Source organism: Janthinobacterium kumbetense, from assembly GCF_023703445.1.
GTDB lineage: Bacteria > Pseudomonadota > Gammaproteobacteria > Burkholderiales > Burkholderiaceae_D > Janthinobacterium > Janthinobacterium kumbetense.
In genome coordinates, this window is record NZ_JAMQGR010000004.1 from 18,682 (window position 1) to 35,094 (window position 16,413).

Annotated in this window: 18 protein-coding genes and 1 tRNA gene; 8 read left to right on the forward strand and 11 right to left on the reverse strand. The window is 61.9% G+C overall.

Annotated features, from left to right (window positions below):
* Nucleotides 1–63: 63 nt before the first annotated feature.
* Together NCG91_RS13690 and NCG91_RS13695 are read right to left on the reverse strand one after the other, a co-directional pair.
* Nucleotides 64–420 carry a diacylglycerol kinase gene (locus NCG91_RS13690; RefSeq protein ID WP_251350083.1) on the reverse strand — a complete coding sequence of 119 codons (357 nt, stop codon included), beginning with the start codon at nucleotides 418–420 and terminating at the stop codon, nucleotides 64–66.
* Nucleotides 421–655: 235 nt separating this feature from the next.
* Complete coding sequence (locus NCG91_RS13695; RefSeq protein WP_251350084.1) at nucleotides 656–910, reverse strand: hypothetical protein; 255 nt, start codon at nucleotides 908–910, stop codon at nucleotides 656–658.
* 299 nt (nucleotides 911–1,209) lie between these two features.
* On the opposite strand from NCG91_RS13695, the gene NCG91_RS13700 reads away from it, so the two are divergent.
* The 3 genes from NCG91_RS13700 to galE all read left to right on the forward strand — a co-directional run bounded on the left by NCG91_RS13700 (nucleotide 1,210) and on the right by galE (nucleotide 3,225).
* Nucleotides 1,210–1,283 (forward strand) — tRNA-Gly (locus tag NCG91_RS13700).
* Between the two features lie 92 nt (nucleotides 1,284–1,375).
* On the forward strand, nucleotides 1,376–2,056 hold the full coding sequence (trmB, locus tag NCG91_RS13705; protein WP_099394995.1) for a tRNA (guanosine(46)-N7)-methyltransferase TrmB: 681 nt from the start codon (nucleotides 1,376–1,378) through the stop codon (nucleotides 2,054–2,056).
* A gap of 149 nt (nucleotides 2,057–2,205) precedes the next feature.
* Nucleotides 2,206–3,225 carry a UDP-glucose 4-epimerase GalE gene (gene galE / locus NCG91_RS13710; protein ID WP_251350085.1) on the forward strand — a complete coding sequence of 340 codons (1,020 nt, stop codon included), beginning with the start codon at nucleotides 2,206–2,208 and terminating at the stop codon, nucleotides 3,223–3,225.
* Between the two features lie 194 nt (nucleotides 3,226–3,419).
* On the opposite strand, the gene NCG91_RS13715 is transcribed toward galE, so the two are convergent.
* The 7 genes from NCG91_RS13715 to NCG91_RS13745 form a co-directional block, all read right to left on the reverse strand.
* The gene (locus NCG91_RS13715; RefSeq protein ID WP_034785857.1) at nucleotides 3,420–4,706 is read right to left on the reverse strand and encodes a Glu/Leu/Phe/Val family dehydrogenase; all 1,287 of its coding nucleotides are present in this window, start codon (nucleotides 4,704–4,706) and stop codon (nucleotides 3,420–3,422) included.
* 162 nt (nucleotides 4,707–4,868) lie between these two features.
* Nucleotides 4,869–5,846 (reverse strand): LysR family transcriptional regulator, encoded by a 978-nt coding sequence (locus NCG91_RS13720; protein ID WP_251350086.1) that lies wholly within the window; start codon nucleotides 5,844–5,846, stop codon nucleotides 4,869–4,871.
* A gap of 44 nt (nucleotides 5,847–5,890) precedes the next feature.
* Nucleotides 5,891–6,385 carry a hypothetical protein gene (locus NCG91_RS13725; protein ID WP_251350087.1) on the reverse strand — a complete coding sequence of 165 codons (495 nt, stop codon included), beginning with the start codon at nucleotides 6,383–6,385 and terminating at the stop codon, nucleotides 5,891–5,893.
* Nucleotides 6,385–8,208 carry a DNA helicase RecQ gene (gene recQ / locus NCG91_RS13730; RefSeq protein WP_070281715.1) on the reverse strand — a complete coding sequence of 608 codons (1,824 nt, stop codon included), beginning with the start codon at nucleotides 8,206–8,208 and terminating at the stop codon, nucleotides 6,385–6,387. Before recQ ends, NCG91_RS13725 begins: the two co-directional genes overlap by 1 nt.
* Before the next feature lie 6 nt (nucleotides 8,209–8,214).
* Nucleotides 8,215–9,060, reverse strand: coding sequence for an undecaprenyl-diphosphate phosphatase (locus NCG91_RS13735; RefSeq protein WP_099666310.1), 846 nt, complete (start codon nucleotides 9,058–9,060; stop codon nucleotides 8,215–8,217).
* Between the two features lie 167 nt (nucleotides 9,061–9,227).
* The gene (locus NCG91_RS13740; protein ID WP_251350088.1) at nucleotides 9,228–10,376 is read right to left on the reverse strand and encodes an MFS transporter; all 1,149 of its coding nucleotides are present in this window, start codon (nucleotides 10,374–10,376) and stop codon (nucleotides 9,228–9,230) included.
* Between the two features lie 32 nt (nucleotides 10,377–10,408).
* On the reverse strand, nucleotides 10,409–11,179 hold the full coding sequence (locus tag NCG91_RS13745) for a DeoR/GlpR family DNA-binding transcription regulator (RefSeq protein ID WP_251350089.1): 771 nt from the start codon (nucleotides 11,177–11,179) through the stop codon (nucleotides 10,409–10,411).
* A 146-nt stretch (nucleotides 11,180–11,325) separates the two neighbouring features.
* Between NCG91_RS13745 and NCG91_RS13750 the strand changes: the two genes are divergently transcribed.
* Nucleotides 11,326–11,562, forward strand: a complete 237-nt coding sequence (locus tag NCG91_RS13750; RefSeq protein ID WP_077408729.1) for a hypothetical protein — start codon at nucleotides 11,326–11,328, stop codon at nucleotides 11,560–11,562.
* A 24-nt stretch (nucleotides 11,563–11,586) separates the two neighbouring features.
* Here the strand turns inward: NCG91_RS13750 and NCG91_RS13755 are convergent, their stop codons facing one another.
* On the reverse strand, nucleotides 11,587–11,859 hold the full coding sequence (locus NCG91_RS13755; protein WP_077408728.1) for a YkgJ family cysteine cluster protein: 273 nt from the start codon (nucleotides 11,857–11,859) through the stop codon (nucleotides 11,587–11,589).
* Between the two features lie 70 nt (nucleotides 11,860–11,929).
* Complete coding sequence (locus NCG91_RS13760) at nucleotides 11,930–12,799, reverse strand: head GIN domain-containing protein (protein WP_077408727.1); 870 nt, start codon at nucleotides 12,797–12,799, stop codon at nucleotides 11,930–11,932.
* Between the two features lie 318 nt (nucleotides 12,800–13,117).
* On the opposite strand from NCG91_RS13760, the gene NCG91_RS13765 reads away from it, so the two are divergent.
* From NCG91_RS13765 to NCG91_RS13780, 4 genes are all read left to right on the forward strand, one after another.
* On the forward strand, nucleotides 13,118–13,768 hold the full coding sequence (locus tag NCG91_RS13765; RefSeq protein WP_077408726.1) for a TetR/AcrR family transcriptional regulator: 651 nt from the start codon (nucleotides 13,118–13,120) through the stop codon (nucleotides 13,766–13,768).
* Between the two features lie 169 nt (nucleotides 13,769–13,937).
* Nucleotides 13,938–14,588, forward strand: a complete 651-nt coding sequence (locus tag NCG91_RS13770) for a protein-L-isoaspartate O-methyltransferase family protein (RefSeq protein ID WP_251350090.1) — start codon at nucleotides 13,938–13,940, stop codon at nucleotides 14,586–14,588.
* A gap of 13 nt (nucleotides 14,589–14,601) precedes the next feature.
* Entirely contained in the window at nucleotides 14,602–14,925 is a 324-nt protein-coding gene (locus tag NCG91_RS13775) for a rhodanese-like domain-containing protein (protein WP_034745954.1), read from the forward strand.
* A gap of 141 nt (nucleotides 14,926–15,066) precedes the next feature.
* Nucleotides 15,067–16,407, forward strand: coding sequence for a TolC family outer membrane protein (locus NCG91_RS13780; RefSeq protein WP_077408725.1), 1,341 nt, complete (start codon nucleotides 15,067–15,069; stop codon nucleotides 16,405–16,407).
* Nucleotides 16,408–16,413: the final 6 nt, after the last annotated feature.

Here is a 16,413-nt window from a genome sequence, read left to right on the forward strand (position 1 = left end):
GAGCCTGAGAGACACGCACTTTGGCGCGTCCTGTATTGTAGTTTGCTGCCCCGGTATTTCTGCTTAGCACGCAACGTTTTCAAGCAAAAAAGCAACAAACACGCATAGGGCACTGATACTGAGAATGAGCACGGCTCCTGCGGCGCAGTCCTTGACGATCTTGATGCTGGGATGGAGGGCCGGATGAAGGTGATCAATCAGATTTTCGAGAGCGGTGTTGAAGAGCTCCGCCGCGAGGACCATGCCACAGTTGAGCAATAACAAAGCCCACCAGATCATCGCTGGCCGGTACCAGGCAAGTACAAGCAATACCAGGAGGGCGGCAAGGCATTGCAGCCGAAAGCTCGATTCCATGCGGAAGGCGGCACCCAAGCCTTGCAGGGCAAATTCCATGCGTTTATGGAGAGGCTGGTTTTTCATTAACTATGCATGATTGGTCAGGGCGTTTCATGTTCCTGACGGCTGCGGCTCTTGGCGCGGGCATTATTGAAGAAAAATAAAAAGCCCGTTTTCAAGAAATGAAAAAGGGCTTTTATCGAGGAAGTGGCGCTGCGTATGACAAAGCCAGCTTCTCGTGAGACCAGGCCAGCGTCTCGCGATTTGACGTCAGGTCGCGGGCTTGGTCTTGTCTGTTTCAGCCAAAGGCGTCGACAGATTATTTGGCGTGGCTTGGGGTCGTGTGCGCGGTGGTCGAGTCCGAGCTAGCTGCACCGGCCACAACGGCAACTGCGGCGCCGATTGCGATCAGGGCGCTCGTGCTCAGGCCGGCAACAGTGGCGCCGGCAGCGGCGCCAGCAGCAGCACCACCAGCTGGTGCCGCTGCGACTGGTACAGGAGCTGGAGCCGATTGAGCCATGGCTTGTGCGGAAGCGAAGCACAGGATTGCCGAAGCGATCAGAATTTTCTTCATGGGATATCCTTTTAGGTTGAACAGCGGGAATGCTAAACTGTCACATGATTGTAGCAACATTTCTCTTGCTAGTCTGCGCCGTACAGTCCGTGGCAACGATAATTTATTCTATTTTAGCTACATACCTGACCATTCTGCGTGTCTGGCGGTCTGAAGATGTTGTTCTCTATCAACAAAAACAGCACCTTGCCGAGGCTGCGGTCCATGTTTTTGTCAAATATCGCGGGAATTGCTGATGCATTCGAAAGCGATCCACATGTTTGCCAAGTCCTCGCCATCCCGCGTAAAATGCAGGCTTCGCGGGTGTAGCTCAATGGTAGAGCAGAAGCTTCCCAAGCTTACGACGAGGGTTCGATTCCCTTCACCCGCTCCATTTTTCGCTGGCGCCTGGCTTGATGCGGCGCAGCCACTTATTTCTCCATTCCCATGTCTTCTGATACCCCAGCAAACGGCCCGGCGCGGCCGATGATGTACGATCCGACCGAACACCGCATCCGCAGTTTCGTGACCCGCGCGGGACGGCTTTCCGTGGCGCAGGCGCGCGCGCTCGAGACCCTGGGCCCGCAGTTTCTGTTGCCTTTCGCCAAAGAACCGATGGATTTCGAGCAGGTATTCGGCCGCAAGGCGCCCGTCATCCTGGAAATCGGCTTCGGCATGGGCGCGACGACCGCGCATATCGCCAAAGCCATGCCGGAAAAGGATTTCATCGGCGTCGAAGTGCATACGCCCGGTGTCGGCAGCCTGTTGAAGTTGATTGGCGAAGAGTCGCTGACGAATCTGCGTCTGCTGCAGCACGATGCCGTGGAAGTGCTCACGCACATGATTCCCGCCAATTCGCTGGCCGGTATCCACGTTTTCTTCCCCGATCCATGGCACAAGGCGCGCCACAACAAACGCCGCCTGATCCAGTCGCCGTTCGTCAAGCAATTGACCGATCGCCTGGCGCCGGGCGGCTATCTGCATTGCGCCACCGATTGGGAAGATTACGCGGTGCAAATGCTGGAAGTACTGGGCGCCGAGCCGCAGCTGCACAATAGCGCCGATGGCTATGCGCCGCAGCCGGCGTATCGTCCTCTGACCAAGTTTGAAAACCGTGGCTTGAAGCTGGGCCATGGCGTGTGGGATCTGGTGTTCATCAAGAAATAACCTGGCGGTTTGCCCACCCGTGCCGTTTGCACGAGAACAAGCCTGCCGCGGCGACGCCGCAGGCTTTTTTAACGCGCACGCTAGCGTGCGCTGGCTAGGCAGGGCGGGTGAATTACGGTAGTCTTATCTTTTTTGCATTGATTGATATTATGTCCAAGAAAATACTCGTGACCGGCGCATCCGGTTTCATCGGTTCGCATACCTGTGTCGAATTGCTGGCTGCCGGCTTTGAGGTCGTCGCGGTGGATAATCTGTGCAATAGCGCGCGCGAAGCGATGGCGCGCGTGGAGCGCATCTCCGGCAAAAGCGTACCCTTCTATGCAGCGGACGTGCGCGACCGCGCGGCCATGGCCACCGTCCTGGGCGAACACGCCATCGATGCCGTGATCCATTTCGCGGGCTTGAAGGCGGTGGGCGAATCCGTGGCGCAGCCACTGATGTATATGGACAACAATGTCACGGGCACCGTGGCCTTGCTGGAAGTGCTGGCGGCGGCGAATGTGAAACGTTTTGTGTTCAGCTCGTCGGCCACCGTGTATGGCGACCCGGAGGCCTTGCCGATTCTGGAATCGTCGCGCCTGTCCGTGACCAACCCGTATGGCCGCTCGAAGCTGATGGTCGAGCAGATACTGGCTGATCTCGTGCATGCCGATGCCCAGTGGCAAGTCGGCGTGTTGCGCTACTTCAATCCGGTGGGTGCGCATGCCAGCGGCTTGATCGGCGAAGATCCGGCCGGCATCCCGAACAACCTGATGCCGTTCATTGCCCAGGTGGCGGTGGGTCGCCGCGAACGCCTGGCCGTCTTCGGCAACGACTACGCCACGCCGGACGGCACGGGCGTACGCGACTATATCCACGTGGTCGACCTGGCGCTGGGCCACGTGGCCGCGTTGAACCGCCTGTTTGCCACCGAGGGCGGCTTTACCGTCAACCTGGGCACGGGCCATGGCTACAGCGTGCTCGATACCGTACGCGCCTTCGAAGCCGCCAGCGGCCGCCAGGTACCGTACGACATCGTGCCGCGCCGCCCCGGCGACATCGCCAGCTGCTACGCCTCGGCCGACAAGGCGAAGGAATTGCTGGGCTGGCAAGCACAGAAAAACATCGACGACATGTGCCGCGACCACTGGCGCTGGCAGCACCAGAACCCGCAAGGCTACGCGGCGTAAAAAAATCCGCCAGATACAAAAAATCCCGCTCACACGTCAGTGTGGCGGGATTTTTTTAGAGCGCCATTAAACCAATGGCGTCAAAGGTAGCAATGGCGCCTGAAAAATGTCTGGGGCTAGGCGCAAAGCCGAAGACAGTACGCAAGTACGGCGAGGCGAAGCAACAACGCCCCAGGCATTTTCTCAGGCAGCCATTATGGATACAGGCCGCGCACTTCGCGAGCTTGCAGGACGCGGGTGCACGCCAGGATGAAGGTCGCGGTACGCATCGACACTTTCTTCTCTTGCGACACTTGCCATACGGCGTCGAACGCTTCGCGCATGATGCGGGTCAGGCGGCTGTTGATTTCTTCTTCCGTCCAGAAGAAGCTCGAGAAGTTCTGCGCCCACTCGAAGTAGCTGACGGTCACGCCGCCGGCGTTGGCCAGCACGTCCGGCACGATCAGCACGCCACGGTCGGTCAGGATGTCGTCCGCTGCCGGCAGGGTCGGGCCATTGGCGCCTTCCAGGATGATCTTGGCGCGGATGACTTGTGCGCGTTCGGCCGTGATCTGCTGTTCCAGCGCGGCCGGGATCAGGATGTCGCAATCGATGCCCCAGAAATCTTCGCGCGGCACGAATGCCTCGGCGCCCGGGAAGCCTTCGACGCTGCCCACTTCGGCCACGTGTGCCAGCAGTTGCGGGATGTTCAAGCCGCCAGCGTGCACGACGGTGGTCTTGTGGTCTTGTACCGCCACCACTTTCGAGCCGGCTTCAGCGAACATGCGTGCAGCGACGCCGCCCACGTTGCCGAAACCTTGCACGATGACTTTCGCGCCTTCGAGCGACATGCCGACCTTGGCGGCCGCATCGCAACCGACGACGAACACGCCGCGGCCCGTCGCATCGCGGCGGCCCAGGCTGCCGCCCAGCGAGATTGGCTTGCCCGTCACCACGCCGGTCGACATATTGCCGCCGATCATGGCGTAGCTGTCCATCATCCACGCCATGACTTGTTCATTCGTGTTGACGTCCGGCGCCGGGATATCCTTGTTTGGTCCGATGATCATGCTGATCTCGCTCGTGTAGCGGCGGGTCAGGCGTTGCAGTTCGTTGCGCGACAGGGTCTTCGGATCGACACGGATACCGCCCTTGGCGCCGCCGTATGGCACGTTGACGGCGGCATTCTTGACCGTCATCCAGGCCGACAGGGCCATCACTTCCGACAACGTCACGTCCTGGTGGAAGCGCACGCCGCCCTTGCCCGGGCCGCGCGACAGATTGTGCTGCACGCGGTAGCCTTCGTAGTGGGCAATGGTGCCGTCATCGCGCTCGATAGGCACGTCGACCGTCAGGATGCGCTTTGGACGCTTCAGCGTTTCCACCCAGCGCGACAGGTTGCCCAGGTACGGCGTAACGCGGTCGATCTGCTCGAGGTAGACGCCCCATGGGCCAAGGTCTTCAGGATTCAGGTAGGAAGGAAGTGCGTGCTTGCTGGTCATGCTTGATAAGCTCCTGGACAATACGAATACGTTAGAGGCACAGCCGATATGCAGCTGCGCGCAGCGGAACCGCATCGTAGGCGATAGCCTCATGCCCCGGCCAATGCTTTGTGCGCATCCGGTTATGCATTTATTGCATAGTTGTGTTGCCAGGATTGCCAGTCAGGACTGGGGGGCCTCGGTGGCGCGTTTGCGGCGCTTGCCCATGCGCGCCTTGCCGTCCTGCGACTGCACCAGGTATTGCCACAGGCTTTCGACGATCTGTTTGCCGGGACGCAGGCTCGATGGGCGTTCCCGGTACAAACGGATTTCCAGCTCGATTTCCCAGCCTGGCGCGCCGCCGTCGGCGCGCGCCAGGTGTTTGTACTTGACGTCGCGCATGACGGCCGATTCGGGCAGGAAGGCGATGCCGCGGCCTTCCAGCGTCATCATCTTCAAGCCTTCGGCCATGTCCGTTTCGTAGCAGGTTTCCAGGAACAGCGGCGCCTTGGCGTCGGCCACCAGCAATTCCACCATGCGTCCCAGGTAGGCGTTGCTGGTGTAGGAGAGGAAGGGCAGCGGCTCCTTGGCGCTGCCGGGCAGGACGAAGTCCGGCACCTTGTCCTGGCCGCAGCGCGCATAGGCGCGCAGGGTTTCGCGGCCCATCACCAGCATGTCGTAGCGGCCCGGGTCCAGCTGCACCGGCTGGCGCGGATGGTGATAGCACAGCAGCAGGTCACAGCCGCCGTCGACCAACTGCAGCACGGCGTCGTGCACGTTCAGGGCCATCAGGCGGCTGTTGATCGGCGCAAAACCTTCTTCCAGGGCCGTCAGCCACTTCGGCATGAAGGTCAGTGAGAGCGTGTGGGGCACGGCGAAATCGACGCTCGTCTGCGTGGCGGCCCGCTTGCCGCGCAACAGCGCGCGCACGCCGTTGATCTGCCCCAGCATTTCCAGTGCCTGCTCGTAGAACACGGCGCCGGCCGGCGTCAGGCGCGTGGGGTAGGAGGTGCGGTCGACCAGGTCGATGCCGAGCCAGTTTTCCAGCGACTGGATGCGCCGCGAGAAGGCCGGCTGAGTGACGTGGCGCAGGGCCGCGGAACGGCTGAAGTTATGCGTTTCAGCGAGCGAAATGAAGTCTTCCAGCCATTTGGTTTCCATCGCGGCAGCGTTCTCTTATCAAGGACAAGGGCAAAGTGAAGTGCTCAGGGCGTAGCGGGTGATGCCGCCGGCTGGTACAGCGATGCCGGCAGGCCGAAGAAGGATGGCGGACCCAGGGTCGTGCCGTCGAGCGAGCCGCCCGCATTCAAGGCCTTGTTGATGGCCGACAGCAAGGAGCTGCGGTTGGCCAGGTTTTGTATCAGCGCGCGCGGGCCGTTGTGGAAGGTGTGCTGGGCGATATCCGCGGCGACGACAAAGATCGGCTCGCGGCGCATGGGAAACTCCACCCATTCGCCGTCCTCGTCCTGGGCGCAGAAGGTATGGGGCAGGGTCATGTTTTCGGCGCCGGGCAGGTGCGACGCCAGCACCAGGCCGAAGGCTTCCGGCACCACGTCGGCCAGGCGGCGCACGGTGAGATCGTCCTGCACCAGTAGCCGTACTTGCGCTTCCACCGCGTCTTCGGCGTCGGGCTGGGCGCCGAGAATTTTCACGGCCTGATAGATCAGGTCGGACGAGAGTGCTTCCATCAAATCTTCCATTAAATCATCTCCAGGATCATGGCGACGATTTCGTCGCCGTACGAGGCCAGTTTTTTCTCGCCCACGCCGCTCACGCCGCGCATCTGCTCGAGCGAGGTGGGTTTGGCCTTGGCGATTTCGCGCAGGGTGGCATCGACAAAAATGACGTAGGCCGGCACGTTGTGCGTGCGCGCCGTCTCCACGCGCCACCAGCGCAGCTTGTCGAAGATGGCCTGCTCGCTGGTGGACAGATCCGTCTCGACATAGCCCTTCGCCACGCTGGTGCTGCGCTTGCTGGTTTTCACCGGTTTCTGGTACTGGCGCAGCTGCACTTTCTGGCCGCCCTTGAGCACGGGACGCGAGGCGTCCGTCAATTTCAGCGAGCTGTATTGTTCATGGTCGACCGACACGAGGCCCAGCGCGATGGCCTGGCGCAGGATCGACTTCCATTCCGCTTCACCCAGGTCCGAACCGATGCCGAAGACGGACAGCGCATCGTGGTGCCAGGTCTTGATGCGTTCGGACTCCACGCCGCGCAGCACGTCGATCACGTGGCCGCCGGCGAAACGCTGGTCGACGCGGTAGATGGCCGACAGCAGTTTTTGCACGGGCACGGTGCCGTCGAAGGACACGGGCGGCACCAGGCAGGTGTCGCAATTGCCGCACGGCGAAGCCGGTTCGCCGAAGTATTCGAGCAATCGCATGCGGCGGCAGCTGAGTGTTTCGCACAGGCCCAGCATGGCGTCGAGTTTCACGCCCAGCACGCGCTTGAAGGTGTCGTCCGCCTCCGATTCGTCGATCATGCGCCGCTGCAGCACCACGTCCTGCAAGCCGTACGCCATCCAGGCGTTGGCGGCCATGCCGTCGCGGCCCGCGCGCCCCGTTTCCTGGTAATAGCCCTCGATGCTTTTCGGCAGATCCAGATGCGCGACGAAGCGCACGTCGGGCTTGTCGATGCCCATGCCGAAGGCGATGGTGGCGACCATGACGATATTTTCTTCGCGCAGGAAGCGCGCCTGGTTGGCGCTGCGTTTCGCGTATTCCATGCCCGCGTGGTAGGGCAGGGCGCGGATGCCGCTCTGGTTCAGGAATTCTGCCGTCTCTTCGACTTTCTTGCGCGACAGGCAGTAGACGATGCCGCAGTCGCCCGCGTGTTCCGTGTTGATGAAGTCGAGCAGCTGCTTGCGGCCATTCGCCTTTTCCACGATCTGGTAGCGGATGTTCGGGCGGTCGAAGGACGAGACGAACTGGCGCGCATCTTCCAGCTGTAGGCGCAGGGCGATTTCGGCGCGCGTCTGCGGGTCGGCGGTGGCTGTGAGCGCAATGCGCGGCACGTCCGGGAACTGCTCGTGCAGCACCGACAGCTTGATGTATTCGGGGCGGAAGTCGTGGCCCCACTGGGCCACGCAATGCGCCTCGTCGATGGCGAACAGCGAGATCTTCGACGCCTGGAACAGGTCCAGGCAGCGCTGCGTCATCAGGCGCTCGGGCGCCACGTAGACGACGTCGATGCCGCCCGTGCGCACCAGGCGCTCGATGCGGCTCGCTTCTTCGTAGGTCTGCGTGGAATTGAGGAAGGCGGCGCGCACGCCGACTTCTTCCAGCGCGTCCACCTGGTCCTGCATCAGCGCGATCAGCGGCGATACGACGACGCCCACGCCATCGCGCAGCAGGGCGGGAATCTGGTAGCACAGCGATTTGCCGCCGCCCGTGGGCATCAGCACCAGCGCGTCGCCGCCATGGCTGACGTGGTCGACGATGTCGGCTTGCTGGCCGCGGAAGGCCGGGTAGCCGAAAACGGTTTGCAGCAGGTGCAGCGCGCGCTGGTTAAGATCTTGATTCATAGTGCCTTATTCTGCCCAAACAACCCAGCCGTAGTGGGCGCTGGCCAACACCAGCAAGCCGAACACGATGCGGTACCAGGCAAAAAACGTGAAGTCGTGCGAGCTGATGTAGCGCAGCAGCCAGCGCACGCACAGGAAGGCGGAAATGAAGGCGGCCACGGTGCCCAGGCCGAACAGGGGCACGTCGGTGGCCGACAGGATGTCGCGCGCTTTGTACAGCGAGTAGAAGGTGGCCGCGAACAAGGTCGGGATGGCCAGGAAGAACGAGAATTCGGTGGCTGTCTTGCGCGACAGGCCCAGCAGCATGCCGCCGATGATGGTCGAGCCGGAACGGCTGGTGCCCGGAATCAGCGCGAATGCCTGCGCGCAGCCCACCTTCAGGGCGTCGAACGGCGTCATTTCATCGACCGAGTTGACGCGCACGGTGACGGGGTTGGTGCGCGCGCGGCGCTCCACCAGCAAGATGATGATGCCGCCGATGATGAAGGCCATGGCGACCGGTACTGGCTTGAATAGCGCATGCTTGATCATCTTGCCGATGGCCAGGCCGATGACGGCCAGCGGAATGAAGGCGATGGCCACGTTCAGCACAAATTTGCGCGACTTGACTTCGGTGCTGAAGGTGGACAGCACGCTGCCGATGCGCTGGCGGTATTCCCAGCACACGGCCAGGATGGCACCGGCCTGGATGGCGATCTCGAAGACGTCCATGACTTCTTTCGAGACATCCTTGGTAAAGTCGAGCAGACTGCCGGCCAGGATCAGATGCCCCGTGGACGAAATCGGCAAGAATTCGGTAAAACCTTCGACCAGCCCCATGATGATGGCTTTTAACGCAAGAATGAGATCCATAGATGTATAAAAGGGTATAAGTACGGGTATAAGTGACAGGATGGGATGACCGCGTGGCGCCAGCAATGTGCGCGGGGTCGAAGCTTACCATGCCGCAGGCCCGCGAACCTTATTTGGGCGCAGTTGGGCGGCGCTTTTTTAGCGCCGTCCGCCAGGCAGGGGAGGGATCAGGATACTTGTTTTGCCGGCGCCACCAGGCGCGCGCTGGCCGCCACCAGCAGCAGGGCGGCGCCCAGCATGGCGAAGGCGATGTTCAGGCTGGTGGCGTGGGCGACAAAGCCAATCACGGCCGGGCCGGCCAGGATGCCCGCGTAGCCGATGGTGGTGATGGCCGCCACCGCGAGGCTGGCCGGCATGGCATGCTGGTTGCCTGCCGCCGTGAACAGGATGGGCACGATATTCGCCGCGCCCAGGCCGATCAGCACGAAGCCAAGCATGGCCAGACTGGCGTGCGGCGCCAGCACGGCCAGGAAGAAGCCTGCCGCCGCGCACAAGCCGCCAAAAGTGAGCACACGCTTTCCTCCAAAGCGGCTGACCACCTTGTCGCCAGTGAAACGGCCCACCGTCATGGCGATGGCGAAGGCGGCGTAGCCGAGGCCGCCCTTGGCTTCTTCCACGCCGCGCGTGGTGGTGAGGAACAGGGCGCTCCAGTCGAGGATGGCGCCTTCGGCCAGGAAAACGATAAAGCACAACAGGCCAATGAAAATGACGGCGCCATGCGGCATGACGAACAGCTGCGTCTTTTCGCCGGAGGCGGAGGCGGTCGGCAACAGATGGCCTTGCGCCGCACCCAGCACGCCGCACAGCAGCAGCATTACCACCACGCACGACCAGGCCGGCGTCAGGCCCAGCCACAGCAGCAAGGCCATGCAAGCCGCGCCGGCAAAGCCGCCCACGCTGAACAGCGCATGAAAGCCCGACATCATGGCGCCGCCGTTGGCCTTTTCGATGATCACGGCCTGGATGTTGATGGCCACGTCAAACGTGCCCATGGCCGCGCCGAACACCAGCAGCACCAGGCCCAACTGCAGCGGCGTGGCGGCCAGCGCCAAGCCGGGCAGGATGGCGGTCAGGAGCAGGCCGGCGCCGCAGATGACCTTGCGGCAGCCGAAGCGTGCCGTGAGCATGCCCGTAAACGGCATCGCGCACAGCGAGCCGGCGCCCAGGCACAGCAGCAAAATGCCGAGGGTGGCTTCATCGAGGCCCAGGCGCGATTTGGCGTAGGGGACCAGCGGGGCCCAGGCGGCCATGCCGAGGCCGGCGGCGAAGAAGACCAGGCGCGTGGCGCGTTGTTGCAGGGTGCCGGTGAGATGCATGGGGGAACTTTTCAAAGGTCGGGTGGATAACATCAGGCGCGGGCGCGCAATACTTGCACGCCCAGCCGTTCAAAGGCGGCCAGGTGGGCAGCGTCGGCATCGGCTTCCAGCACCAGGTGCTGCAGCAAGCCGGTGGCCAGCACGCCAAAGGGCGCGGCGGTACCCAGCTTGTCGCTGGTGACGGCCACGACCACGGCCTTGCTGGCGCCGGCGATGCTGCGCTTGAACTCGGCCTCGTCGTAGTTGAACGCCGTCACGCCCGCGTCCGCATCGGCGCCGCAGGCGCCGAGGAAGCACAGGTCGGGATGCATGCGCTCGACCGTGCGCAAGGCCTGCGGGCCCAGGCTGGCGCCGGCGCGCCGGTCGACCCTGCCGCCAGCCATGATCAGCTCGATTTCCGGGCGTTCCATCAGCGCCATGGCAATGGCTGGCGCATTGGTGATGACAGTGAGCGCTAACTCTGGCAAGGTGCTGGCGATGGCGAGGTTGGTTGAACCCGCATCGAGAAACAGCACCTGACCCGCGCGCACGAGGGAGACGGCGGCCTGCGCCAGACGCGCCTTGCGTTCCGGCGCTTCCTGCTTGCGCTGGCTCAAGGTGCCGCCATCCGGCGCCAGCGGCAGGGCGCCGCCATACACGCGCTGGCACAGGCCGGCCGCCGCCATCTCGCGCAGGTCGCGCCGTATCGTATCTTCGGACACGTCAAGCTGGCGCGCCAGATCCAGCGCCAGCACCCTGCCATCGGCGTGCAATTGTTGCTGGATCAGCGCGTGGCGTTGTTTGAGGAGCAGGGTGGCGGACATGGTTTTTTTCTAAAACGTGCAGGAATGTGCATGAATATACGCAAACGTGCAAAACGAGTCAAGTGTACGCAGGTTTCCGTCAGATATTGCCGAAAAGATATAAATTCTGTTAGTGTTGTAAAAAATGGAATGAAATAAGGGAAGCCATGTTTTCAAGTACCTCTTTCAAGGCAAGCTTGCCGGGCCGCGCCCTGCGCCGCAGTGGATGGTTGATCCTGGGCATGATGATCGTGTTGAATGCGCTGCATTGGATGCGTCATGGCACGCTGGGCTGGAGCGATGCACGCGATTCCGTGTGCCTGCTGCTGATCTATCTGGGGATTGCCACCTTGCTGGAATACAAGCGGCAGCGCGACGCCGAGGAAGCGGAAGACGCGCGCTAAGCGCGATGCAAGCAGGGACGCCGCTCAGGGCGCCGTCAGCCGTTCCAACTCCGCCAGCCAGTGCACCGCGTGTTCGCGGCTGTTGCCGCACATCTCCGCGGATGGCTGCAAGCCGCCGCAAAACGCGGGCCGTTCCGGCTGGCCAAAGATCTTGCAACGGTTGTCATCGGCCAGCTGCACGCAGCGCACGCCCGCCGGTTTTCCCTCCGGCATGCCAGGAATCGGGCTGGTGATGGACGGTGCGGTGCAGCAGGCGCCGCACGAAGGACGGCATGCCAGGGTGGCAGATGGTGACATGGGAGTTCAGACGGGCGGGTGAGGAGCCGACAGTATAGCAAGCCGGCTCCCGCGTGTTGCCCGGGCGCGTTCAGCGCACGATGCTGACGCGCTTGCCCGACAAAGTGCGGCGGGCCGGATCGCCATGCACGGTGATGCGGCCGGAACCGCTGGCGCGGGCGTTGACTTCATTCTGGACGCTGACGTCGATGTCGCCGGAGCCGTTGCTCGCCAGATAGGCAACGTCGCTGCGCAGCGACGCCAGGTTGACATCGCCCGAGCCATTCACGTTGGCGTCGAGGCGCTGCACGGCGCCGTTGGCGCTGATGCTGCCCGAGCCGTTGACGGCCACGTTGATGCGTTCGCCGTGCACGCTGCCCAGCTGGATGCTGCCAGAACCGTTCTGCACCGCGTCCGTGTTGCCGCTGGCGAGGGCCGCCGCATTGATGCTGCCCGAGCCATTGTTGGCCACGTCGAAGCGTCCCGTCGTGCCCGACAATTCGCTCTTCATCGACCCGCGCTGTTCCAGGCTGAAATCGTCCCCATTCAGGCCGCTGACCACCAGGCGGCCCGAGCCGGAGATGTTGATTTTCCTCAATTGCGGTGTCGTATAGATGACGTGGATGCCATTGCTGCTGCGAATGTTCGTGTCGCTCCACAGACGCAGCGTGTTGCCGTTCACGTCGCTATGGATCAGCGGTTGCAGATTGCTGTCCGCTTCGATCACCAGCGATGCCGTCGGGCCGACGCGCACGTCGATCTTGATGTCGATGCGCTTCATATTGTCGATGTCGAGCGCGCTGATGTTGCTGACCTGGCGCACGTCGCGGCTCACTTGCCCGTTGCCCTGGATGACATTGCTGCTGGAATCGGCATAGCGCACTTCGCCATCGTTGGGGTTGATGACGATGGCGCAACCGCCAAGGGCAACGGCACAGCACAGGGCCAGCAAGGTACGCATGGTGTTTCCTTTATGATTGTTTTAGTTCGGGACAAGAAAAAAGCCGGCTGCCGCGCCGCGGCTGCCGTGCTGTCGATGAGAAGATAGCAAAGCGGTGCGCTGGCTTGCATGGAAATGCGACGAACTGCGCAAAACGCGGGCTGAAACGCATTCTGCTTCACCTGACGCCGCAGGTCCGGCGGCAGTGGAGGTGTCGCCAACGCCGGCACGGAGCGTACAATACCCGTGTTCGGCGTGCCGGGCGGTGCCCCGCGCTTGACCTTGCCCATAGACAGGGCTACTATTAATGACTCAAAAGTAAGTTACTTGGAAAGACACATGCAAGCCCCGATTGATACCAAGCCCCGCTGGGAGCGGCGCAAGGATGCCCGCCCGCAGGAATTGCTCGCCGCCGCCCTCGACCTGTTTGTCGAACGGGGCTTCGCATCGACGCGCCTGGAGGATGTGGCCAAGCGGGCCGGCGTGTCGAAAGGCACCCTGTACCTGTACTTTGAGAACAAGCAAGAGCTGTTCAAGGCCGTGGTGCGCGACAATATCGTGCATTCCATCGGCGAGGCGGAAGACAGCATGGCCGCCTCGGACAGCAGTAGTGCCGAGTTATTGCGCAGCATGATGATGCAATGGTGGGAAGAATTCGGTGCCACCAAGCTGGCCGGTTTGACCAAGCTGATGCTGGCCGAAGCGAACAACTTCCCGGAACTGGCGCAGTTTTACAACGAAGAGGTGGTCACGCGCGGCAATGCGCTGATCGCCACCTTGCTGGAACGGGGCATGCAGCGCGGCGAATTTCGCCAGGTCGATCCCGTGCTGGTCAGCACCATCCTCAGCGCGCCCGTCACCATGCTGATGATGTGGACGCACTCCTTCCTGCCGTGCGAGGTCAAGAACATCGATCCCGTCGCCTACATGGATGCCTTTATCGACATGAGTTTGCGCAGCTTGCAGGTGGAGGCGCCCGGAAAAAGTTGATATGCGGAGCTTGCCTCTACCGTTCAGTTGCCCCTTTTCCAAGGTTCGCCCCCCCAAATCTGCAGATCGTCGCAAATTTCCTCCATTCCCCGCCTTTATGGTTAACATGTGCTTTCAGCCAGTTCAACGATAAAATGGCGGATTATTACTTCACTTACCGAGTCCAAAGATGAATATCGAACAAGCCCGCTTCAATATGATCGAACAGCAGATCCGTCCATGGGACGTACTGGATATCGACGTATTGGAGCTGTTGAACGTGGTCAAGCGTGAAGATTTCGTGCCGGCCGCCTATAAAAACCTGGCCTTCGTCGATACCGAAATTCCACTGGGCGGTGGCGAATGCATGTTGACGCCGAAGCTGGAAGCGCGCATTTTGCAAGACGTAGCCGTCAAAAAGCATGAAAATGTGCTGGAAATCGGCACCGGCAGCGGCTACATGGCCGCGTTGCTGGCGCACAAGGCACGTCATGTGACGAGCGTGGAAATCGTTCCCCAATTGAAAACCCTGGCCGAGCAGACCCTGGCCGCCAACGGTGTGACGAGCGTCACCGTGGAACTAGGCGACGGCGCGCAAGGCTGGAGCAAGGGCGCACCGTATGACGTGATCGTCGTGTCCGGCGCCCTGGCCGTGTTGCCGGAAGCACTGTTGCAACAAGTGAAAGTCGGCGGACGCATCCTGGCCATCATCGGCGAAGCGCCGATCATGTCGGCGCACCTGATCACGCGCAGCTCGGACAAGGCGTACGACACGCGCAAGCTGTTTGAAACCAATGTCACGCCGCTGCAAGCCGTGGCACCGTCGCATTTCCAGTTCTGAGGCGACCGATTCGATGGAGCATTTGAGTGCACCGCAGCTGGCCGCCTGGCTGGCTGACCCTTCCCGCCCGCGCCCCTTGTTGCTGGACGTGCGGGAACAGTGGGAGTTCGACCTGTGCCACCTCGACGGTGCCACCCTGATGCAGATGAATTCGATTCCTGCGCGCATCGATGACCTCGATGAAGACGCCGAGATCGTCTGCATCTGCCATCACGGCATGCGCAGCATGCAAGTGGCAGCCTTCCTGGAGCGCAATGGTTTTGGCAAGATCAGTAATTTGACGGGCGGCGTGCATGCCTGGGCGCTGCAAGTCGACAGCGCGATGCCTAAATACTAAGTTATTTTGCAGTAGATGCACCCAGGCATGTTTTCCTGCATGCCTGCGGAGGCCTGTACCCCGCTCACCCGGCGGGCGCAAGGCAAGCGGTAGCAGATTTTTGATTCCATCAACTTTTGACGACTCCAACGGAGAAATGCAATGCGGAAACCCCTTATCGCCGTGCTGATGACCAGCGCCTTTGTCTCGATGACATACTCGCTGCAAGCGCAGGCGGCCGATCTCATCCAGGTGTACCAGCAGGCGCTGGCCAATGACGCGCAGTACGCCAGCGCGCGCGCGGCCCTGTCGGCCGGGATGGAGCGGGTTCCGCAGGGGCTGGCAGGCTTGCTGCCGCAAATCTCCGCCTCGGGCAGCAATACGCGCGGCAATCAGGAGCAAATCGTCCAGAACAATGGCGGCAACAAGATCACCTCGCCGTCCGTGAACGTGCGCACGAATGCCTACAATTTGACACTGGCGCAACCGCTGTTCCGCTGGGATCGCTGGGAAACCTATCAGCAAAGCAAGCTGGCGCAGGCGATTGCCGAAGCGCAATTTGCGCAAGTGCAGCAAGACCTGATCACCCGCGTGGCGCAGGCGTATTTTGACGTGCTGAGCGCGCAGGACAACCTGGGCGCCACGCAGGCGCAAAAGGTCGCCACGACGGAGCAACTGGCATCGGCCAAGCGCAACTTCGAAGTGGGCACGCAAACGATTACCGATACGCACGAAGCGCAAGCGGCCTACGACCTGGTGGTGGCGCAGGAATTTGCCGCCATCAATGACCTGGCCAACAAGCGCAGCGCCTTGCAAACCATCATCGGCGAAGCGCCGACCACCCTGGCACCGATGCGCACGGGCGTGGTCATCAGCGCGCCCGAACCGGCTGCCGTCGAGCCGTGGGTGTCGTCCGCCGAAGAACAGAACTACGGCGTCGTCACGGCCCAGTTCAACGTGGAATCGGCCAAGCGCGACATCGGCCGCAACCGCGCCGGCCACTACCCGACCGTGGACCTGATCGCCAACGCTGGCCATACCTATTCCTCGGGCGGCGGCAATGGCAACGGCAATAACAATAATGCCATCGGCGTGCAGTGGAGCATCCCGATCTTCAGCGGCTTTGCCGTCACCAGCAAGGTACGCGAATCGATCGCGCTGGAAAACAAGGCCCGCAACGACCTGGAAACGGCACGCCGCACGGCCTCGCAAGGCGCGCGCCAGGCTTTCCTGGGCGTCAATAGCGGCCTGGCGCAAGTCAAGGCGCTGGAAGCGGCGGAAGTGTCGAGCAAATCGGCGCTGGAGTCGAACCAGCTCGGCTATCAAGTGGGCGTGCGCATCAATATCGACGTCTTGAATGCGCAGAAACAATTGTTCTCGACACAAAAAGACCTGTCGAAAGCCCGCTACGACACCATCATGAACGGCTTGCGCCTGAAGGCGGCGGCCGGCACCTTGAAGGAAACGGACTTGATGCCCGTCAATGCCCTGCTGGACAAGTAATCCAGT